Source organism: Streptomyces sp. NPDC006476, from assembly GCF_040612015.1.
Lineage (GTDB): Bacteria > Actinomycetota > Actinomycetes > Streptomycetales > Streptomycetaceae > Streptomyces > Streptomyces griseorubiginosus_B.
On the sequence record NZ_JBEXPK010000008.1, the window covers coordinates 13980 to 32759 of the forward strand.

Below are 18780 nucleotides of genomic sequence, written 5' to 3' on the forward strand. Positions count from 1 at the left end.
GCCCCTTACCCTTGCAGCCCTTACAGACCGGACTCGGCCGTGCGCACCAGGATGCGGCGGCAGTTCTCGCAGCGCACCACCGTGTCGGGGGCGGCCGCGCGGATCTCGTTGATGTCGGTGATGGCGAGCTCCTGGCGGCAGCCCTGGCAGGTGCGCTGGTAGAGCTTGGCCGCGCCGATGCCGCCCTGCTGCTCGCGCAGCTTGTCGTAGAGCTTGAGCAGGTCGGCGGGGATGGTGGCGGCGATGACCTCGCGCTCCTTGGTCACCGTGGCCACCTCGCCGTCGATCTCCTCGAAGGCGGCGTCCCGGCGGGCGGTCGCGTCGTCGATCTTCGACTGGACGGAGGAGACCCGCTCGGTCAGCTCGCGCACCCGCTCCTGCACGGACTCGATGCGCTCCATGACCTCCAGGACGATGTCCTCGAGGTCTCCCTGCCGCTTGGCGAGGGAGGCGATCTCGCGCTGGAGGTTCTCCAGGTCCTTGGGGGAGGTCACCGCGCCGGAGTCCAGGCGCTGCTGGTCGCGGGCGGCGCGCTGGCGCACCTGGTCCACGTCCTGCTCGGCCTTGGTCTGCTCGCGGGCGGTGTCGCTCTCCTCGGTCTGCGCGGCCACGAGCAGGTCGCGCAGCTGGGTGAGGTCCTTGGTCAGCGACTCGATCTCGGTGTGTTCGGGCAGGGACCTGCGCCGGTGCGCGAGCTGCTGCAGGCGGACGTCGAGTGCCTGGACGTCGAGGAGTCGGATCTGGTCGGCGGGCGCGGCGTTCAGTTGGGGGCTCCAGGTGAAGGGGAGTGGCTGGTCCAGGGGTCGGTGACCGTCTTGGAGACGTGGACGCGCAGGTCCCAGCCGTGGCGGTCGGAGATCTCGTCGAGCTGGGCTGCGGCCAGCTCGCACCAGGGCCACTCGGTGGCCCAGTGCGCCGCGTCGAGCAGCGCGAGGGGGCTGTGGAGGACGGCCTCGGAGGCCGGGTGGTGGCGCAGGTCGGAGGTGAGGAAGGCGTCGACGCCGGCCGCGCGGACCTGGTCGAAGAGGCTGTCGCCGGAGCCGCCGCTGACGGCGACCGTGCGGATGGTCGCCTCGGTGTCACCGGCGACGCGGATGCCCTGCGCGGTGGCGGGCAGGCGTTCGGCGGCCCGTGCGGCGAAGTCGGCGAGGGTGAGTGGGTGGTCCAGTTCGCAGATGCGGCCGAGGCCCCGGCGGCCCTCGGGGTCGGTCGGGTCCGGGACGAGGGGGCGTACGACCCGCAGGTCCAGGGCGCCGGCGAGGGCGTCGCTCACACCCGGGTCGGCCGTGTCCGCGTTGGTGTGGGCCACGTGCAGCGCGATGTCGTTCTTGATGAGGGTGTGCACGACCCGGCCCTTGAAGTGCGAGGCCGCCACCGTCGTCGTACCGCGCAGGTAGAGCGGGTGGTGGGTGACCAGCAGGTCGGCGTCGAGCTTCACCGCCTCGTCGACGATCTCCTGGACGGGGTCCACGGCGAACAGGACCCGGGTGACCTCCTGGTCGGGGTCGCCGACGACCGTGCCGACCGCGTCCCAGGACTCGGCCCGCTCGGCGGGCCACAGGTTGTCCAGCGCGGCGATGACTTCAGACAGACGGGGCACGGACAAAAGGCTACCTGCCTGATCTGTGCCGCTGAACCGAAGCCCGTGGTCGGAGTGCGGCCGGGAGTACGGGTCTCGTCGCCCCGCTGCTCCCCGATCGGCCCCTATGGCCCCCTTCAGCACAATCGCCCCCTTTCCCTCAGGCGAATCGTTCCGCTGCCATCCTTATGTGTGAAGCGTGAGCCTGGTGGTCCCACGTCCGTGCGTACGAAAACTAGCTTCGTGGCCGGAGGTGACCAGACGATGAGGGCCTGTGCGATCGAGCCCGAGGCCCCGGGGGGCGAGGCTCCCCGGGCGGCCTGCACCATCACCGCTGACGGCGCCTACGCCGCCCGCCTCGTCCTGGGCGGCGACTGCTGGTTCCCGGAGCGCTGGACGCTGGACGGCCCGGAGCCGTACGCCGTGGCGCTGCCCGGCAACCAGCCCGAGGAGCCCGGCACCGAGGTACAGCCGATGGGCGACGGGCGGGTGCTCATCCGGCGGGTGACGGAGGGGCGGCACGTCTTCTCGCTGCTGTATCCGACCGGCCCCGGCACCGGCGAGGTGCTGATCGGCGCGGTCGAGTGCCCGGACGCGGACACCTCGCTGGGGCTGCTGCCACCGGCACCGGGGGGTGCGAGGGCGTACGCCCTCGCGGTGGGCCGGCGTTCCAGCACGCTGTGGCTGGTGGCGGGCGGGGCCTTCGGTCCCGAGCGGGTGACGGAGGTCCCGGGGCGCTGCTCGGGCGGGGCGTGGCTGGACCATGCGGGGCGGATGCTGGCCCTGGACCGGGAGGTCGGGGGGCGGACCAAGACGATCGTGGTGGATTTGGAGCGGGGCGGCGAGGTGTCGCCGTTCCTGCAGATCGCCGACGGCAGCGACGACCGGCTGCTGCTGGCCGACCCGGACAGCGGGCTGCTGCTGATCCGCTCGGACGCGCCCTCGCCCGGCGAGGACCGGCTGGGGTGGGGGGTGCTGGGCAGCACGCTGCCGGTGCGGTTCCCGGAGTGTCTGCGGGTGCCGGAATGTGCGGTGACGCCGTTCGCGATCCAGCCGGGGCGGGTGCTGGTCCCGGAGAGCTGCGCGGTGGCGCTCCGGGTCGACGGGTCGATGGGCAGCTGGGTGGCGCTGTGGCGGCCGGACCGGCGGCAGGTGCACCATCTCCCGGCGCCCGAGGGGTGGTTGACGGGGACGGGGGTGTGGACGGCCGACGGGGTGCTGCAACTGCCGTACTCCACGCCCGAGGTGCCGTGCGGGGTGGCCGGGGTGACCCTGCCCACGCAGGATCCGGTGCCGAGTGCGGTGGCCTCGACGGATCCGGTCGGCGGAAATGGCACTTCTGTCGCGGCGAAGGACGACAGTTCCGCAACAGCGCCGGAGGAACAGCCGGCGGAGCCCGTGGTGGCGCGTCCGGTGCCGTTGCGGGAGGCTCCGCTGGGACGTCTTGTAACGAAGTAGTGCCGATGGGCCGTGGCGCCTGGATTCGGCCCGAGGTGTGCTGGTTACACTCGCCGGGCTGTTAGAAAGATCATGTTGTTACGGGGTGAAACCTTCCGATGAGCGACACCAGCACGATGCAGCCGCTGTCCGCCGAGGCCCAGGAGGACGCCGGTCACGGTCGTCACCGGGGTCCGGTCTCGGTCCAGGACGGTGACACGGCCCCTCAGGGCCGTCACCGCAAGCAGTCCGAGGACACGGGGACGGCTGCCTGAGAGCCTGCCTGAGAGCAGAGAGCAGACGGAATGGGCCCGCACATCACTGCCGATGTGCGGGCCCTTTCCTCTGGCCCTTCTGGCTCTTCGAGTTACGTGTCGAGTTACGTGCGTTTCAGGCCCAGCACCTCCACCGCCCCGAACGTCTCCCCCTCCGGGCGTTCGGCGTAGTGCGGGCTGAGGACCGCGTCCAACTCGTCGTAGGTGAACGTGTCCTGCTTGCTGTCGAACTTGGCCCGCACCCGCGGCCGGTCGACGATCGCCACCATGCCGCCGTGCACGACGAGGAGCTGTCCGTTGACGCGGGACGCGGCGGGCGAGGCCAAGTAGCCGACGAGCGGGGCGACATGCTCGGGCGAGAGCGGGTCGATGCCGTCGTCGGGTTCCTGGAAGCCGGCGAAGACGTCCTCGGTCATACGGGTACGGGCGCGGGGGCAGATGGCGTTGGCGGTGACCCCGTACTTGGCGAGCGCGAGGGCCGTCGAGGTCGTCAGGCCGACGATTCCGCCCTTGGCCGCCGCGTAGTTGGGCTGGCCTGCGGAGCCCGCGAGGAAGGCCTCCGAGGACGTGTTGACGATACGGCCGTAGACCGGGGCGCCCGTCGCCTTGGAGCGTTCGCGCCAGTGGGCGGCGGCGAAGTGAGTCGTGTTGAAGTGGCCCTTGAGGTGGACCCGGATGACCGAGTCCCACTCCCCCTCGGTCATGGAGAACACCATCCGGTCGCGCAGGATGCCCGCGTTGTTGACCAGGACGTCCAGCTTTCCGAACTCCGCGACCGCCAACTCGACGAGTTCCCGGGCCTGTTGGAAGTCGGCCACGTCGCCCGTGTGCGCCACGGCACGGCCGCCCGTCGCGCGGATCTCAGCGGCAACTTTCTCGGCGGGGGCCGCGGAGGCCTCCCCCGTGCCGTCCCGGCCCGGTTGTCCGAAGTCGTTGACGACGACGGCCGCTCCGAGCCGGGCGAGTTCCAGTGCCTCCGCCCGGCCCAAGCCGCGACCCGCCCCGGTGACCACGGCGGACAGTCCCTCAAGTGGCAGTGACATGAGCACCCTTCACGTAGGCGTCAGATCTCGATGCACGTACGCAGCGCGGTCCCCGAACGCATCTGGTCCAGCGCCTCGTTGATCTCGCTCAGCGGCACCCGGTGGGTGATCAGGCTCTCCAGGTCGACGCGGCCGGCCCGCCACAGGGCCATGGTGCGTTCGTAGGAGCGCAGGACGTCGCCGCCGCCGTACATGGACGGCAGGATGCGCTTCTCGTCGAAGAACAGCTCGAACATGTTGAGCTGCAGGAAGTCGTCCATGGCGCCCGCGCCGACGACCACGAGGGTGCCGCCGCGCCGGGTGTTCTCGTACGCGGTGCGGGCGGTGGCCGACTTGCCGACGACCTCGAAGACGTAGTCGAAGCCCTCACCGCCGGTGACCTCCTGCTTGGCGGTGGGCAGCTCGTCGGGCGAAACGGCCTTGGTGGCACCGAACTTGAGCGCCGACTCGCGGCGCGCGGCGACCGGGTCGACGGCGACGATCTCGGCAGCGCCCTTCAGCCGCGCCCCCTGGATCGCGGAGATGCCGACGCCTCCGCAGCCGATGACGGCGACCGACGAACCGGCCTCCACGTCGGCGGTGTTGAGGGCCGCCCCGAGCCCTGTGGTGACTCCGCAGCCGATCAGGGCGGCGATGTCGAAGGGCACGTCGTCGGGGATCGGTACCGCGCACCCGGCGTCGACGACGACCTCCTCGGCGAAGGTGCCGGTGCCCGCGAAGCCGAAGACGTCACCGCCGGGGCGCTTGAAGTTGGGGGTGCCGGCGTTCATGAACCCGGCCAGGCACAGTTCGGTCTGGCCGCGTTTGCAGGCCGGACAGGCGCCGCAGGCGGGCAGCCAGCAGACGACGACCCGGTCGCCGGGCTTGACACGGGTGACGCCCTCCCCCACCTCCAGGACCTCGCCCGCGCCCTCGTGCCCGGGCACGAACGGCGCCGGCTGCGGCAGCACCCCGTTCATCGCGGACAGGTCCGAGTGGCACAGCCCCGTGGCGCGTATCCGGATCCGCACCCTGCCGGGCCCGAAGCCCGTCGGTTCGACGTCTTCGAGGACCTCCAGCTTGTCCTGGCCGATCTCGTTCAGTACGGCTGCTCGCATGGTGCGGCTCCCCTCAAGTCAGCTGGGATTCAGGAGTGTTCGACGACGGTGTCGGCGAGGACGGGCGCGTCGTCCCGCTCGACGGCGCTGACGGCGACCCTGGTGGACTCCGCCGTGTGCCACATCCGGATGCGCAGGGTCTCGCCGGGGTAGACCACGCCGGCGAAGCGGGTCGTGTACGAGCGCACCCGGCCGACGTCCCCGCCCAGCAGCGTGTCGACGACCGCCTTCAGCGTCATGCCGTAGGTGCACAGCCCGTGCAGGATGGGCTTCTCGAACCCGGCGAGCTTGGCGAACTCGGGGTCGGCGTGCAGCGGGTTCCAGTCGCCGGAGAGGCGGTAGAGCAGGGCCTGGTCCTCGCGGATCGGGCGTTCGACGGTCCGGTCGGGTTCGCCGGTGGGCGGGTCGAGACGGGTGGAAGGGCCGCGGTCGCCGCCCCAGCCGCCCTCGCCCCGTACGAAGATCTGGGCGTCGTTGGTCCACAACGGGCCGTCGGCGTCGGCGACTTCGGTGCGCATGACCAGGACGGCCGCCTTGCCCTTGTCGTACACGGCGGCGATACGGCCCGTGGCGGTGGCGGTGCCCTGGGCCGGGATGGGGCGGTGCAGGGTGAGCGACTGGCCGCCGTGCAGGACCTTGGCGAGGTCGACGTCGATGCCCGGCATCGACAGTCCGCTGATCACGCCCGGTGAGCCGGAGCCGGCGACGGTGGCGAAACTGGGCAGCACGTGCAGCCGGGACTCCAGGGTGTAGCGCAGCTCGTCGGGGTCGGTGGCGGGGATGCCGGCGCCGATGCCGAGGTGGTAGAGCTGGACGTCCTTGGTGGTCCAGGTCAGCTCGCCGGTCCGGGGTTCGGCGGCGAGGGCCTTGGCTGCGTCGATGGGCATGGGGCTCCTGAAGGTGGCGACTGAAGACCCCGGTGCGGCCGTCCGCACCGTCGGCCGCACCGAGGTCGCTGCGGGCCGATCTAGAACGCGTTCCAGTCCGGCGCCCCTTGTATAGCCCAGCGCACCGCCATTGTGAAGGCTCCTGACGCTGTGTCAGGTGACGGGGTTCGGGACATTTGTACTGCCCGGCTCCGTACAAGCGCATCTGCCGGGCGGGCGCCGGGGTTCGTAGCGTCGTAGGCATGACAGTCGTAGGGATGACATCGGACACCGAATCGGCCGTGTCCTTCACGGGGGCGGTCAAGAACTACGGCACGGTACGGGCCGTCGACGGCCTCGACCTTGCCGTCGCTCCCGGTGAGACGGTCGCGCTGCTCGGACGCAACGGGGCCGGGAAGTCGACGGCGATCTCGCTGCTGCTCGGGCTGATCGAGCCGGACGAGGGGACCGTGCGGCTGTTCGGCGCGCACCCGGAGCGGGCGGTGCGGGACGGGCGGGTGGGCGCGATGCTGCAGGAGGCGCGGGCGGTGCCCCGGGTCACCGTGCGGGAACTGGTCACCTTCGTCGCCGGGCGCTACCCGGCGCCGATGCCGGTCGCGCGGGCGCTGGAGCTGGCCGGGATCGCCGAACTGGCGGGGCGCCGGGTGGACCGGCTCTCCGGCGGGCAGGTCCAGCGGGTGCGGTTCGCGCTCGCCCTCGCCGGGAGCCCGGCACTGCTCGTGCTGGACGAGCCGACGTCCGCCCTGGACGTCGAGGCGCGGCAGGCGTTCTGGACGTCGATGCGGGGCTATGCGCGCCGCGGCCACACCGTCCTGTTCTCCACGCACCACCTCCAGGAGGCCGACACCTACGCGGACCGCATCCTCGTCATCGACCGCGGGCGGATCATCGCCGACGGCACCGGCGAGCAGCTCAAGCGCTCGGTCGGCGGCGGCCTGGTCGCCTTCGACCTCGCCGGCCGCCCCTCGGACGGCCTGGAGCGGCTGCCGGGCGTGCGGTCCCTGGAGATCCGCGGCGACCGGGCCCGGCTGCGCACCGACGACCCGGACGCGACGGTCGTCGCCCTTGCGGCGATGGGCGCGATACGCGGCCTGGAGGTCGCCCCGGCGTCCCTGGACGAGGCGTTCCTGGCCCTCACCGCATCGGTCACGGAATCGGTCACGGAATCGGTCACGGATTCGGTCACGGAGGCAGCGTGATGTTCGACTACCTCAAGCTCGAAGTGCGCCGCACCCTGCGGGACGTCGGTTTCGTCATCGGCGGGATCGCGATGCCGGTGCTGATGTACCTGCTGTTCACCAACCTCGGTGCGGACGATGGCACTTGGAAGACCGGTGCGATGGTCGGGATGGCCGGGTACGGGGCGGTCGGCTGTGCGCTCAACACCGGCGGCGGAGTCGCCGAGGACCGGGCGATCGGATGGCTGCGGCAGCTGCGGGTGACACCGATGACTCCGCGCCAGGTCGTCGTCGGCAGGACCCTGACCGGCTCGGTGACCGTCGTACCGGCGATTCTGGCGGTGCTGGCGGCGGGCGGCCTGCTCAACGGCGTACGGCTGGCCGTGTGGCAGTGGGCGGCGATCGCGGTGCTGCTGTGGCTGGGCTCGGTGCCGTTCACCCTGCTGGGCCTGGGCAACGGCTACCGGCTCACCGGCCAGACCACCGGCGTCACCAACATGGCCTGCAACCTGGGCCTGGCCGTCCTCGGCGGGCTGTGGTTCCCGGTCGCACTCTTCCCGCACTGGCTGCGCACCGTATCCGCCTACACCCCCACCTACCGCTTCGCCGAACTCGGCACCTCCGTCGCGTCCGGCCACGCCCCGGCGCTCGGCGCGGTCGCGGTGCTGTCCGCCTGGTTGCTGGCGTTCGGTTCATACGCTGTGCTGTCGTACCGGCGGTCCGGTCGGACCGTCTGAATGGGGGAGCGACCGATGTACTGGACGCGAGGGGCCGCCTGCCGGCTTCGCGAGTGGCGGACCGCGCGAGCGCGGTGGCGGGCGGACATGCAGGCCTTCAAGGCCGCGGCGAAGGAGGCACGCCGCACCGGCGCCGAGGTGCCCGAGAACCCGGGCCCGCCGCCGACCGCCTTCTCCCTGCTTCCCTGGCTGCTGATGGGGCTGGGCGCGTTCTCCAACCTCTTCCAGGGCAAGACCCCCAACCCGTGGATCGGCGGCCTGGGACTGCTCGCCTTCAACTCCCTCTACATCTACGTCGCCGCCCGCTCCTTCGTGAAGGAGAAGCGTCAGGCGGCCTCCACCCGGGTGGCGCTGGTCCTGATGGCCGCGATCACCTGCGGCCTCGCCGGCGGCTACGGCGGCAACTGGCTGCTGTTCTTCCCCTTGCTGGGCCTGGCGACGGGCGCCGCGCTGCGGGGCGAGCACCTGCGCTGGGCCGGCACGGCCGTCGCCGTGCTCGCCGGTGGGGTCTCCGCCCTCCGCGACGGCTGGTCCGGCCTCAACATCGCCTACGCCACCTGGATCTCCACCATGGTGACGGCCGCGATCCTCTCCCTCTCCGAAGCGGTGCGCGAACTGCGCGCCGCCCGCGAGGAACTGGCCCACCAGGCCGTCGAGAAGGAACGCCTGCGCTTCTCCCGGGACCTGCACGACCTGCTCGGCCACACCATGTCCGTGATCGTGGTGAAGTCGGAGGCCGCCCGCCGGCTGGCCCCGCGCGACCTGGACGCGGCGCTCGGGCAGATCACCGACATCGAGTCCGTGGGCCGGCAGGCGCTCACCGAGATCCGCGAGGCCGTGACCGGCTACCGCGAGGGCAGTCTCGGCACCGAACTGGACCGGGCCCGCTCGGTGCTGACCGCGGCCGGTGTCGAACCGGTGGTCACCCGCTCCGGCGCTCCCCTGGCCCCGCAGAGCGAGGCCCTGCTGGGCTGGGTGGTGCGCGAGGCGGTCACCAATGTCATACGGCACTCCGGTGCGACGCGTTGCGAGATCGGCGTGGTCGCCTCGGCCGAGCACGTCCGGCTCACCGTCTCCGACAACGGCGACGGCGAGCCCGCCGTGCCGGCCGCCACCGGCGTCGGCGGCACCGGTCTGACGGGGCTGACCGAACGCCTCGCGGCGGCCGGCGGCTCACTGACCGCCGGTACCGCGCCGCGCGGCGGCTTCACGGTCACGGCCGAACTCCCGGTGGAGACCGGCGGCTTGCTGGACCCCGAGCCGGCCACGGCACCCAGCGCGCGCTGACCACCCGGCTCACCTTGGAGTCTCATCCGTCGCCCGGGGTGGTGACGGGGTACAGCGTGCGCAGGCCCTCGTTCAACGCGTACGACAACGCCGAGCCGTGGGTCTGACCGGGGTACAGGCGGGAGGTGAGCTCCAGCGACGGGTAGTCGCGCAGGCGCAGCAGCTGTGCCATGCGGGTCATCGAGCCGACGATGTCGGCGGCGGCCACGTAGGGATCGATGAGCTCCGCCTCACCCGCGCCGAGGAACACCCTGGCCGCGAGGTCGTCGTGGATCTTGGCGTACTCGGCCTCCAGTGTGAACAGCAGGTCCTCACATCCACTGAGGGCCGGACTGGCGGCCAGGTAGCGGCCGAAGGACGTCGGCCGGGAGAGCAGGGCGTAGCCGACGAAGTGTCCACCACCGGAGAACCCCACGAGGCCGTGATCGTCGTCGCACCGGAACTCGGTCGCCAACCGCGGGCGCAACTCGTCGACCAGGAACGACAGCATCGCGTCGGCGCCGCCGCCACGCGTCGGCGTCTCACCGGCCAGTGCCTCCATCCGCGCACCGCCGAGCCCGGCGTTGACCCATCTCGGCCTCGCGTAGAAGTCGTGGGTCCGCCGCGCGCCGAACTCCGCCGGATCGCTCTCGTCGGGAGCCCCGACGCCGATCACGATGAGTTCGGCGACCTCCTGCACGGTGTGGAGCCAGTTCAGCAGGCCGACGACGAGCGGGAAGGTGAGGGACGCGTCCGTCACCCAGAGGACGGGGTAGGCGCCCTCACCGTGCTCGTACGACGGAGGAAGCGCGATGTGCACGTCGTGCGGCCAGGGCACATCGATGCCCTGCATCCGTCTGGTGGGCAGAACCTGATAGGTGTGCCGGGGCTGGGGCACGACCACCTCCTTGCCGAAAGCGGGATCGTTCGGACATTCCATCAAGGTTTCTTCACGTTCACGCTCCCCACGGAACCTATTCCAACCCGCCCCCGGCACGCCCGCGCCCTACCCTTGCCCCGTGGACGAGATGCCCCGGGACCGTCGCCCGGCGAAGAACGTGCGGGTGCTGCTCGCCGAGGACCAGGGGATGATGCGGGGCGCGCTCGCCTTACTGCTCGGCATGGAGCCGGACATGACCGTCGTCGCCCAGGTGGCCTCCGGCGACGCGATCGTGGACGCGGCCCTGACCCATCGTCCGGACGTGGCCCTGCTGGACATCGAACTGCCCGTCCGCAGCGGCCTGGACGCGGCGGCCGATCTGCGCGAGCAGGTACCGGACTGCCGGGTGCTGATACTCACCACCTTCGGACGCCCCGGCTATCTGCGCCGCGCCATGGAGGCCGGAGCCGCCGGTTTCCTCGTCAAGGATGGTCCCGTCGAGGAGTTGGCGGCCGCGATCCGCCGGGTGCTGACCGGCGAGACCGTGATCGACCCCGCGCTCGCCGCGGCCGCGCTCAGCGCCGGGCCCAATCCGCTGACCGCCCGCGAGTGCGACGTACTGAAGGCGTCCGTGGACGGCGCGACGGTCGCCGACATCGCCACCAAGCTGCATCTGTCCGAGTCCACGGTCCGCAACTACCTGTCCTCGGCCATCGGCAAGACGGGCACCCGCAACCGGATGGAGGCGATGCGGGAGGCCCGTCAGCAGGGCTGGCTGTGAGCTGTCGTCGCCGCCCGGTGCGGTGAGCCGTCAGCCGTTACGGCGCCAGTCCCGTCACCCGAGCGTCCTGGTAGGCCGTGCCCTTCGGTGCCAGGCACGCGAACCAGCGGTCCTGGGAGCCCTCCACCGTGCGGATGCCCTGCTTGAAGTCTCCGTTGGCACGCTGTCCCGCCACCCGGTGCAGGACCGTGCTCGTCCCGTCCTTCCAGAGGCAGGTGACCTCCTCGGCCGACTTCGCGATCCGGCCGATCACGAGCCGCAGCGGCTTGGATTCGGGCGCCAGTCCGATCGCACCCGCGTCCATGTCCGTGCTGACCTGGGCGGAGCCCTTGGAGAGCGAGTTCTCGATCGCCACCGCTTCGTCGCCCTGGTAGCTGCGCTGCACGAAGTACGTCGTCTTGCCCACCAGGTCGGCGGCCGTCCGCACCGACGCGGGCCACTCGCCCCTGTACCCGGCCATCGCGGTCAACTGGGTCTCCGCCTCCGCCTTGTTCCGCGGTGCGTCCCACACGTCGACGTAGACCTGCCAGCCCTTGCCGTCCTCCACCCCGCTCGCCAACTGCGTACGGTGCGGCTCGGTGAGGGAGACGTGCTCCGGCGGCCGCGTGACCGCCGGCGTCACCCGCGCCCCGTCCCCGCCCGGCAGCCCCGTCAGCGCCACCGCGCCCGTCGTCCCGGCGAGCGCCAGCGCCGCACCCGCGGCCACCGCCCAGCGCCGGGCCCGGCGCCGTCGGCCACCGCGGATCACCGCCTGGGTGGGGGCTATACCGATCTCGACCCCGTCCGCCGCGTCGGCCAGCAGGAGGGCGATGTCCGTGTCCGTCATGTCGTGGCTCGCTTCCCGCTCCGCGCCCATCAGTTCCGCCCCCCGCTCGGGTCAGTCAAAAGAGGCCGCTTCTCAAGACCGGGCCGCTCCTCAAGACCGGGCCGGGCCTCCATGAGGCCGGGCCGGGTCACCATGTCGGCCAGTCCCGGTATGGCACGGAGTTTCGCGAGCCCCTTGGCCGCGTTGCTCTTGACCGTGCCCACCGAGCAGCCCATCGCCTCGGCCGCCTGGGTCTCCGTCAGGTCCTCCCAGTACCGCAGGACCACCGCCTCGCGCTGCCGGGCCGGCAACTCGGCCAGCGCCTTCAGCAGAACACCCCGGTCGTCGGCCTGCGCCATGCGGTCACCGGTGTCGGCGACCTCGCGCACCAGCCCCGAGTCGTCCTTCGGCGCGAGGAACTCCCGCAGCCTTCTGCGGTGTTTGCGATTGTGCGCGTTGATCATCACGCGCCGTACGTACGCCTCCGGATCGTCCGCCGAACCGACCTTGCGCCAGGCCACATAGACCTGCTCGAACGTCGACTGGACCAGGTCCTCGGCGGCGTGTTGCTCCCCCGTGAGGAGAAATGCCGTCCGCAGCAGCCGCGGCCAGCGGCCGATGAAAAAGCTCTGGAACTCCATGTCCCGAGCTTCCTTGCGATCCCCCATGGGCACCTCCTAGACATACAAAGGAGTCCATGGGCGGCCCGAACCGTTGCCTCACCCCGCCGAACTCTTCGAACCCGCCGCCGTTCCCGCCGTTCCCGCCGTTCCCGCCGTTCCCGCTTTTCCCACCGCCGTCCTCCGCGGCAGCCACACCAGCATCAGCGCCACCCCGGCGAGCAGCACCCCCGCCCCCGTACGGAACACCAGCGCGTAGCCGTCCGTCAGCGCCCCCGGTGTCCCGCTGTCGCCGGTGCGCGCGGCGGCGATCGTCGACATCACCGCGAGCCCCAGTGAACCGCCCATCGTGCGCGAGGTGTTGATAAGCCCGGAGACCAGCCCGGCCTCCCCCGGCGCCGCCCCCGAGGTGGCGAGCGCGGCGAGCGGGGTCGCGGTCAGTCCGGCGCCCAGCATCATCAGGATCCCGGGGAACATGATCTCGGTCAGGTACGCGCCCCTCGGGGTCATCGCCGACTGCCAGGCGAAGCCCGCCACCGCGATCAGCGTCCCCAGCGCGGCCAGGTTCCGCGCGCCCAGCGCCAGCATGAACCGCGGCGCGAGCTTCGAGCCGAGCACGATCGCCAGGGAGCTCGGCACCAGCGCGAGCCCCGCCTCCAGCGGTGAGTAGCCGAGCACGTTCTGCGCATACAGCGTCATGAAGTACCACATGCAGAACATCGCGAACCCGGTCAGGAACATCGACGCGTTCGCCGACGACACGGCCCGTACCCGGAACAGCCCGAGCGGCATCAGCGGCGCCGTCGTACGCGCCTCGACAAGCAGGAACACCGCGATCAGGGCCAGTCCGGCGGCCAGCGGCAGCAGGGTCGCGGCGGCCGTCCAGCCCTTGGCCTCGGTCTGCGAGATGCCGTACGCGAGGGTCGCGAGACCGGCCGTGACCAGGACCGCGCCCGGCAGGTCCAGCCTGCGGCCGTCCCCGTTGCGGCTCTCCGCGAGCCATCGCAGGGAACCGGCCAGCACCACGGCCCCGACCGGCACGTTGATCAGCAGCACCCACCGCCACGACAGCCCGTCGACCAGCGCACCGCCGACCAGCCCGCCGGCGGCCCCGCCGCCCGCGCCGACCGCGCTCCAGGTCGCGATCGCCCGCATCCGCGCCGCCCCCTCCGGCACGGCGGAGGTGAGGATCGTCAGCGTCGAGGGCGCGAGCACCGCGGCCCCCAGCCCCTGCACGGCCCGCGCGATCAGCAGCTCGCCGCCCTGCTGCGCGAGCCCGCCGCCGAGCGAGGCCAGCGTGAACAGGCCGAGCCCGACCAGGAACATCCGCTTGCGCCCGTACAGATCCCCCGCACGCCCGCCGAGCAGCATGAACCCGGCGAAGGCGATCGCGTACGCGTTCACCACCCACTGCAGGCCCTGTGCGCTCAGCCCCAGGTCGGCGCGCATGGACGGCAACGCCACATTGACGACCGACACGTCCAGCACGACCAGGAACTGCCCGGCGCAGGCGAGGGCCACCACCAGCCAGGTGGGGGAGGCGGTACGGGTGGGGGTCCGGGTGACGTCAGCGGCTTCCAGCATGCCTGTCATGTTCCCAACCCGGTTACACCCCTTGCATCAGGATTTCGCCCCACCGCCCCTCGTCCGCCGGACCTAGGCCCTGCCCTGGCCAACCCGCGCATGGGTGGGTTGCCGTGGCCTACTCCCTCACGCCCCCGCCGCAGGCTCGACCGCGCGCAGCAGTGTCACCACCGCCGCCCCGCCCAGCCCGATGTTGTGCGCGAGCCCGATCCTCGCCCCCGGGACCTGCCTCTCCCCCGCCTCGCCCCTCACCTGCCAGACGAGTTCGGCCACTTGGGCGATGCCGGTCGCACCCAGCGGATGCCCCTTGGAGATCAGGCCGCCGGACGGGTTCACCACCCACCGACCGCCGTACGTGGTCGCCCCGGACTCGACGAGCTTGCCGGACTCCCCCTCCCCGCACATCCCGAGCGCCTCGTACGTCAGCAGCTCGTTGACGGAGAAGCAGTCGTGCAGTTCGACGACGTCCACGTCCTCGATGCCGAGCCCGGACCGCTCGTACACCTGCCGGGCCGCCTCCCGGGACATGGGCTGTCCGACGACATCGATGCAGGAGCCGGAGGCGAAGGACTCCTCGGTGTCGGTGGTCATGGCCTGCGCGACGATCTCGACGAGTCCGGTCAGCCCCCGCCTGTCCGCGAACCGTTCCGAGACCACCACGGCCGCGGCGGCCCCGTCCGATGTCGGCGAGCACTGCAGCTTGGTGAGCGGGCGGTGCACGGTACGGGCGGCGAGGATGTCGGCCACCTCGTACACGTCCCGGAACTGCGCGTTCGGGTTGTGCGCCGAGTGCCGGTGGTTCTTGGCGGCCACGGCGGCGAGCTGCGCCTCCGTCGTGCCGTACTTCTCCATGTGCTCGCGGGCCGCGTCGCCGAAGATCTGGGCGGTGGGCGGGGTCATCTCGAAGCCGTGCCGGGCGGCCATGATCCCGTAGTGCCGGGCGACGGGGGAGGTCGAGAAGTCTCCGCCGTCGGCTCCCCCGCCCAGCGCGCCCCTTTTCATCTTCTCGAAGCCCAGCGCCAGTACGCAGTCCGCCGATCCGCCCTCGACCAGCTGCCGGGCGAGCATCAGCGCGGTGGAGCCGGTCGCGCAGTTGTTGTTGAGGTTGTAGACCGGGACGCCCGTGAGACCCAGCTCATACGCGGCGCGCTGGCCGGCGGTGGAGGGCTGGAAGCAGTAGCCGACGGGAACCTGTTCCACCTCGTCGTACGAGATCCCCGCGTCCGCGAGCGCGGCCCCGCCCGCCTCCCGCACCATGTCCCAGTACTGCCAGTCACGGGTCTCGGGCTTCTCGAACTTGGTCATCCCGACCCCGGCCACATATGCCCTCATGGCGCGCGAGATTAGAACACGTTCCACTCGATGACCAGAGCTGACGACTGATCAGATTCCCATGATCCGGTCAAGAATTGATTAGAGGCCCGAAGCAACGGAATAGTTGCCCGTGCATACGAGGTTTACCGGGCACTTATCTTCACTGGAGGCCTCACCCCATGACCCACACGACGAACGACCAGCCCGCCCGGAGAGCGAGCGGGGCCGTGGTCCCCGTACTCGCCTTCGCGGGGATCGTTGTCGCGGTGATGCAGACCCTGCTCGTCCCGGTGATCAAGGACCTGCCGCAGCTGCTGGACACCGCGCCGAGCAACGCCACCTGGGTCCTGACCTCGACGCTGCTCTCCGGCGCCGTGGCCACCCCGATCATGGGCCGCCTCGGCGACCTGTACGGCAAGCGGCGCATGCTGATCCTCAGCATCGCCCTGATGGTGGTCGGCGCTCTGGTCAGCGCCTTCACCAGCACCCTGCTCCCGATGATCGTCGGCCGTACGCTCCAGGGCTTCGCGATGGGTGCCATCCCGCTCGGCATCGGCCTGATGCGCGACATGCTGCCCCGCGAGAAGCTCGGCTCGTCCATGGCGCTGATGAGCTCCTCGATCGGCGTCGGCGGCGGACTCGCCCTGCCGCTGGCCGCGCTGGTCGCCCAGCACGCCAACTGGCACGCCCTTTTCTACGGCGCCGCCGGCCTCGGCGTCCTCTCGATCGTCCTCACCCTCCTCGTCGTACCGGAGTCCCCGATGCGCGCCGAGGGCACGTTCGACGTCCTGGGGGCGATCGGCCTCTCGGCCGGCCTGGTCCTCTTCCTCCTGCCGATCACCAAGGGCAGCGACTGGGGCTGGACCTCCGGCACCACGCTCGGCATGTTCGCCGCGTCCGCGATCGTCCTCGTCCTGTGGGGCCTGTTCGAGCTGCGTTCCGCCGCGCCCCTCGTCGACCTGCGCACCACCGCCCGCCCGGCGGTCCTCTTCACCAACCTGGCCTCGATCATGGTCGGTGTCTCCTTCTACGTCGTCTCGCTCGTCCTTCCCCAGCTGCTCCAGCTCCCGAAGGCGACGGGCTACGGCCTCGGCCAGTCGATGGTCGTCGCGGGTCTGCTGGTCGCCCCGCTGGGCCTGACGATGATGCTCACGGCGCCGGTCTACGCCCGCCTCTCCGCCAAGTACGGCCCCAAGGTCACCCTGATCCTCGGCATGCTGATCATCGCCATCGGCTACGGCGCGGGGCTCGGCCTGATGAGCGCGGCCTGGCAGAGCCTGGTCATCTCGGTCGTCCTCGGCGCGGGCATCGGCCTCGCGTACTCCTCGCTCCCCGCGCTGATCGTGGGCGCGGTCCCGGCCTCCGAGACGGGCGCGGCGAACGGCCTCAACACCCTGATGCGCTCCATCGGTACGTCCGTGTCGAGCGCCGTCATCGGGATGGTGCTGGCCAACACCGCGAAGAACGTCGGCGGGGTCGAGATACCGACCATGCACGGCTTCCGGGTGTCCTTCCTGATCGCGACGGGTGCGGTGGCGGTCGGCCTGCTGATGGCCCTGTTCCTGCCGAAGCCGAACCGGGCGCCGCAGTTGCGGGCCTCCAGCGAGGAAGAGGCCTCGCTGGAGCGGGCCGAGGAGGCGCTGCGGGGGTTCCGCGGACGGGTCCTGGACGCCGAGGGTGCGCCGGTGGCTCGGGCCAAGGTGACGCTGATCGACCGGCGGGGGCGGCAGGCGGGGGCCGCGGTCTCCGACGAGAACGGGAGTTATGAGCTCGCGGTACCGGCGGAGGGTACGTATGTGCTGGCCGCGCGGGCGTTTGGGCACGGGCCGCTTGCGTCTGCCGCGTCGCATTCGGGGGAGGAACGTGCGGTGGATCTGGATCTTTCGCTGCCTGGGGAGAGTGTGACCGCGTAGCGCTCCGCGCGGGTGCCGGGAAAGGCTGGATGGCGGCTGATGCGCCGTCGTGGCTGGTCGCGCAGTTCCCCGCGCCCCTTAAAGCCTTGCCGGCACCCCCTGTCGAAATGTCGGCCGGGGGTGCGGCAGCATGGGCCCCCCGGACGCCCGTACTGACTCGGAGGGGACCCCATGACCTCGGCACCCAAGCCGGAGATTCTTGCCGCCTTTGAAGCGGCCAAGGGGTTCATGCCCGTGGGGGAAGGGCTGGCGCTTTACGCGGCTGCCGTCGAGGCGGGGTCCCTTGGGCTTCCGCTGCTGGAAGTGGGCACCTACTGCGGCCGGTCCACCGTCCTCCTCGCCGACGCGGCCCGGCAGGCCGGGGTGGTGGCGTTGACCGTGGACCATCACCGCGGCAGCGAGGAGCAGCAGCCCGGGTGGGAGTACCACGACCCGGAGACCGTCGACCCGGAGATCGGGCTGATGGACACGCTGCCGACGTTCCGGCGGACGCTGTACCGGGCCGGGCTGGAGGAGCATGTCGTGGCGCTGGTGGGGCGGTCGCCGCAGATCGCGCAGTTCTGGGGCACTCCCCTGGGGTTCGTCTTCATCGACGGGGGTCACACCGACGAGCACGCCACCGCCGACTACGAGGGCTGGGCCCCGCATGTCGCCGAGGGCGGGCTGCTCCTCATCCACGACGTCTTCCCGGACCCCGAGGACGAGTTCACCGGGCAGGCCCCCTACCGCGTCTACCTCCGGGCCCTGGAGTCCGGCGCCTTCACGGAGGTGTCGGCGACGGACTCGTTGCGCGTCCTGCGGCGGACGGGGACGGGGATCTGAGCGCGGCTCAGGGCGGACTCAGAACAGGCGGTCCACAGCCGCCCGGTACGCCGCGGCCCGGGCCGGTGGCACGTAGCGGGAGACCCGGACGAGGACCCGGCCGTGCACACAGTCGTACTCGGCGAGGGCCGGCGTCGACCGTGTGACCCCCCGGATGCGGTCCGCCCGCGCCTTGGCGGCCGCCGGCTCGGTGAACACCTCGACGGCCCCGCCTCGTTCGACGTCGCCAGGAGCGGCTCCGGTGACGGCGTTCGCGGGGACGAAGCTGTCGGAGAAGGTGACCTTGGACGTGTACTCGTCGGGGCGGCCGAGAAGCTGGTCCGGGTCGTTCGCGGCGGTGACGGTGCCGGTCATGGTCGCCGTCCGTACCACGCGGGATATCTGCTCGAACGCCGCGCGCGCCGTCAGGGTGGCCGATGTCCCGGCGGGCTGACGGGCGTCGGCCGTGGTGGTGTGCGTGGCTTGGCTTCCGCAGGCGGTCAGTGTGACGGCCGCGAGGAGTCCGGCAGTGGTGGTACGGGTTCTGTGCATGCGCCGATGCTGGCTCCCGCCGGCCCGCGGT

19 protein-coding genes are annotated in these 18780 nt (G+C 71.5%); 8 read left to right on the forward strand and 11 right to left on the reverse strand.

Annotated features, from left to right (window positions below; genetic code table 11):
* Positions 1-20 precede the first annotated feature (20 nt).
* Both ABZZ74_RS10875 and ABZZ74_RS10880 read right to left on the reverse strand, forming a co-directional pair.
* On the reverse strand, positions 21-764 hold the full coding sequence (locus ABZZ74_RS10875; RefSeq protein ID WP_356763726.1) for a C4-type zinc ribbon domain-containing protein: 744 nt from the start codon (positions 762-764) through the stop codon (positions 21-23).
* Complete coding sequence (locus ABZZ74_RS10880) at positions 761-1600, reverse strand: Nif3-like dinuclear metal center hexameric protein (protein ID WP_356763337.1); 840 nt, start codon at positions 1598-1600, stop codon at positions 761-763. The genes ABZZ74_RS10875 and ABZZ74_RS10880 overlap by 4 nt, the downstream gene beginning before the upstream one ends.
* Positions 1601-1843: 243 nt before the next feature.
* Between ABZZ74_RS10880 and ABZZ74_RS10885 the strand changes: the two genes are divergently transcribed.
* Together ABZZ74_RS10885 and ABZZ74_RS10890 are read left to right on the forward strand one after the other, a co-directional pair.
* Complete coding sequence (locus ABZZ74_RS10885; protein WP_356763339.1) at positions 1844-3037, forward strand: hypothetical protein; 1194 nt, start codon at positions 1844-1846, stop codon at positions 3035-3037.
* Positions 3038-3135: 98 nt separating this feature from the next.
* Positions 3136-3291 (forward strand): hypothetical protein, encoded by a 156-nt coding sequence (locus tag ABZZ74_RS10890; protein WP_208783310.1) that lies wholly within the window; start codon positions 3136-3138, stop codon positions 3289-3291.
* A gap of 104 nt (positions 3292-3395) precedes the next feature.
* Here ABZZ74_RS10890 and ABZZ74_RS10895 read toward each other — a convergent pair whose 3' ends face one another.
* The 3 genes from ABZZ74_RS10895 to ABZZ74_RS10905 are packed head-to-tail and all read right to left on the reverse strand — an operon-like array spanning position 3396 to position 6318.
* A complete protein-coding gene (locus ABZZ74_RS10895; RefSeq protein ID WP_356763342.1) occupies positions 3396-4334 on the reverse strand; it encodes a 3-oxoacyl-ACP reductase in 939 nt (312 codons plus the stop codon).
* A gap of 20 nt (positions 4335-4354) precedes the next feature.
* On the reverse strand, positions 4355-5431 hold the full coding sequence (locus tag ABZZ74_RS10900) for a Zn-dependent alcohol dehydrogenase (RefSeq protein WP_356763344.1): 1077 nt from the start codon (positions 5429-5431) through the stop codon (positions 4355-4357).
* Between the two features lie 29 nt (positions 5432-5460).
* Positions 5461-6318: a MaoC/PaaZ C-terminal domain-containing protein gene (locus tag ABZZ74_RS10905; protein WP_356763346.1), complete on the reverse strand. Its 858-nt coding sequence runs from the start codon at positions 6316-6318 to the stop codon at positions 5461-5463.
* Between the two features lie 257 nt (positions 6319-6575).
* Between ABZZ74_RS10905 and ABZZ74_RS10910 the strand changes: the two genes are divergently transcribed.
* From ABZZ74_RS10910 to ABZZ74_RS10920, 3 genes are read left to right on the forward strand one after another with little or no spacing between them, the layout of a single operon-like run.
* The gene (locus ABZZ74_RS10910; protein ID WP_356763348.1) at positions 6576-7517 is read left to right on the forward strand and encodes an ABC transporter ATP-binding protein; all 942 of its coding nucleotides are present in this window, start codon (positions 6576-6578) and stop codon (positions 7515-7517) included.
* Entirely contained in the window at positions 7517-8233 is a 717-nt protein-coding gene (locus ABZZ74_RS10915; protein WP_356763350.1) for an ABC transporter permease, read from the forward strand. Before ABZZ74_RS10910 ends, ABZZ74_RS10915 begins: the two co-directional genes overlap by 1 nt.
* Positions 8234-8248: 15 nt before the next feature.
* Complete coding sequence (locus tag ABZZ74_RS10920; RefSeq protein ID WP_356763352.1) at positions 8249-9520, forward strand: sensor histidine kinase; 1272 nt, start codon at positions 8249-8251, stop codon at positions 9518-9520.
* A gap of 22 nt (positions 9521-9542) precedes the next feature.
* Here ABZZ74_RS10920 and ABZZ74_RS10925 read toward each other — a convergent pair whose 3' ends face one another.
* Positions 9543-10397, reverse strand: a complete 855-nt coding sequence (locus ABZZ74_RS10925; protein WP_356763354.1) for an alpha/beta hydrolase-fold protein — start codon at positions 10395-10397, stop codon at positions 9543-9545.
* Between the two features lie 130 nt (positions 10398-10527).
* On the opposite strand from ABZZ74_RS10925, the gene ABZZ74_RS10930 reads away from it, so the two are divergent.
* Complete coding sequence (locus tag ABZZ74_RS10930; RefSeq protein ID WP_356763728.1) at positions 10528-11160, forward strand: response regulator transcription factor; 633 nt, start codon at positions 10528-10530, stop codon at positions 11158-11160.
* Positions 11161-11197: 37 nt separating this feature from the next.
* Here the strand turns inward: ABZZ74_RS10930 and ABZZ74_RS10935 are convergent, their stop codons facing one another.
* The 4 genes from ABZZ74_RS10935 to ABZZ74_RS10950 all read right to left on the reverse strand — a co-directional run bounded on the left by ABZZ74_RS10935 (position 11198) and on the right by ABZZ74_RS10950 (position 15501).
* Entirely contained in the window at positions 11198-11986 is a 789-nt protein-coding gene (locus ABZZ74_RS10935) for a hypothetical protein (protein WP_356763356.1), read from the reverse strand.
* 29 nt (positions 11987-12015) lie between these two features.
* Positions 12016-12633: a SigE family RNA polymerase sigma factor gene (locus tag ABZZ74_RS10940; RefSeq protein WP_356763358.1), complete on the reverse strand. Its 618-nt coding sequence runs from the start codon at positions 12631-12633 to the stop codon at positions 12016-12018.
* A gap of 51 nt (positions 12634-12684) precedes the next feature.
* Positions 12685-14169, reverse strand: a complete 1485-nt coding sequence (locus ABZZ74_RS10945) for a DHA2 family efflux MFS transporter permease subunit (RefSeq protein ID WP_356763360.1) — start codon at positions 14167-14169, stop codon at positions 12685-12687.
* A 126-nt stretch (positions 14170-14295) separates the two neighbouring features.
* On the reverse strand, positions 14296-15501 hold the full coding sequence (locus ABZZ74_RS10950) for a lipid-transfer protein (RefSeq protein WP_356763362.1): 1206 nt from the start codon (positions 15499-15501) through the stop codon (positions 14296-14298).
* A 161-nt stretch (positions 15502-15662) separates the two neighbouring features.
* Here ABZZ74_RS10950 and ABZZ74_RS10955 point away from each other — a divergent pair, with 161 nt between their 5' ends.
* Together ABZZ74_RS10955 and ABZZ74_RS10960 are read left to right on the forward strand one after the other, a co-directional pair.
* Positions 15663-17396, forward strand: a complete 1734-nt coding sequence (locus ABZZ74_RS10955) for an MFS transporter (RefSeq protein ID WP_356763364.1) — start codon at positions 15663-15665, stop codon at positions 17394-17396.
* 171 nt (positions 17397-17567) lie between these two features.
* A complete protein-coding gene (locus ABZZ74_RS10960; protein WP_356763366.1) occupies positions 17568-18218 on the forward strand; it encodes a class I SAM-dependent methyltransferase in 651 nt (216 codons plus the stop codon).
* 18 nt (positions 18219-18236) lie between these two features.
* Here ABZZ74_RS10960 and ABZZ74_RS10965 read toward each other — a convergent pair whose 3' ends face one another.
* Positions 18237-18749 carry a hypothetical protein gene (locus ABZZ74_RS10965; protein ID WP_356763369.1) on the reverse strand — a complete coding sequence of 171 codons (513 nt, stop codon included), beginning with the start codon at positions 18747-18749 and terminating at the stop codon, positions 18237-18239.
* Positions 18750-18780 lie beyond the last annotated feature (31 nt).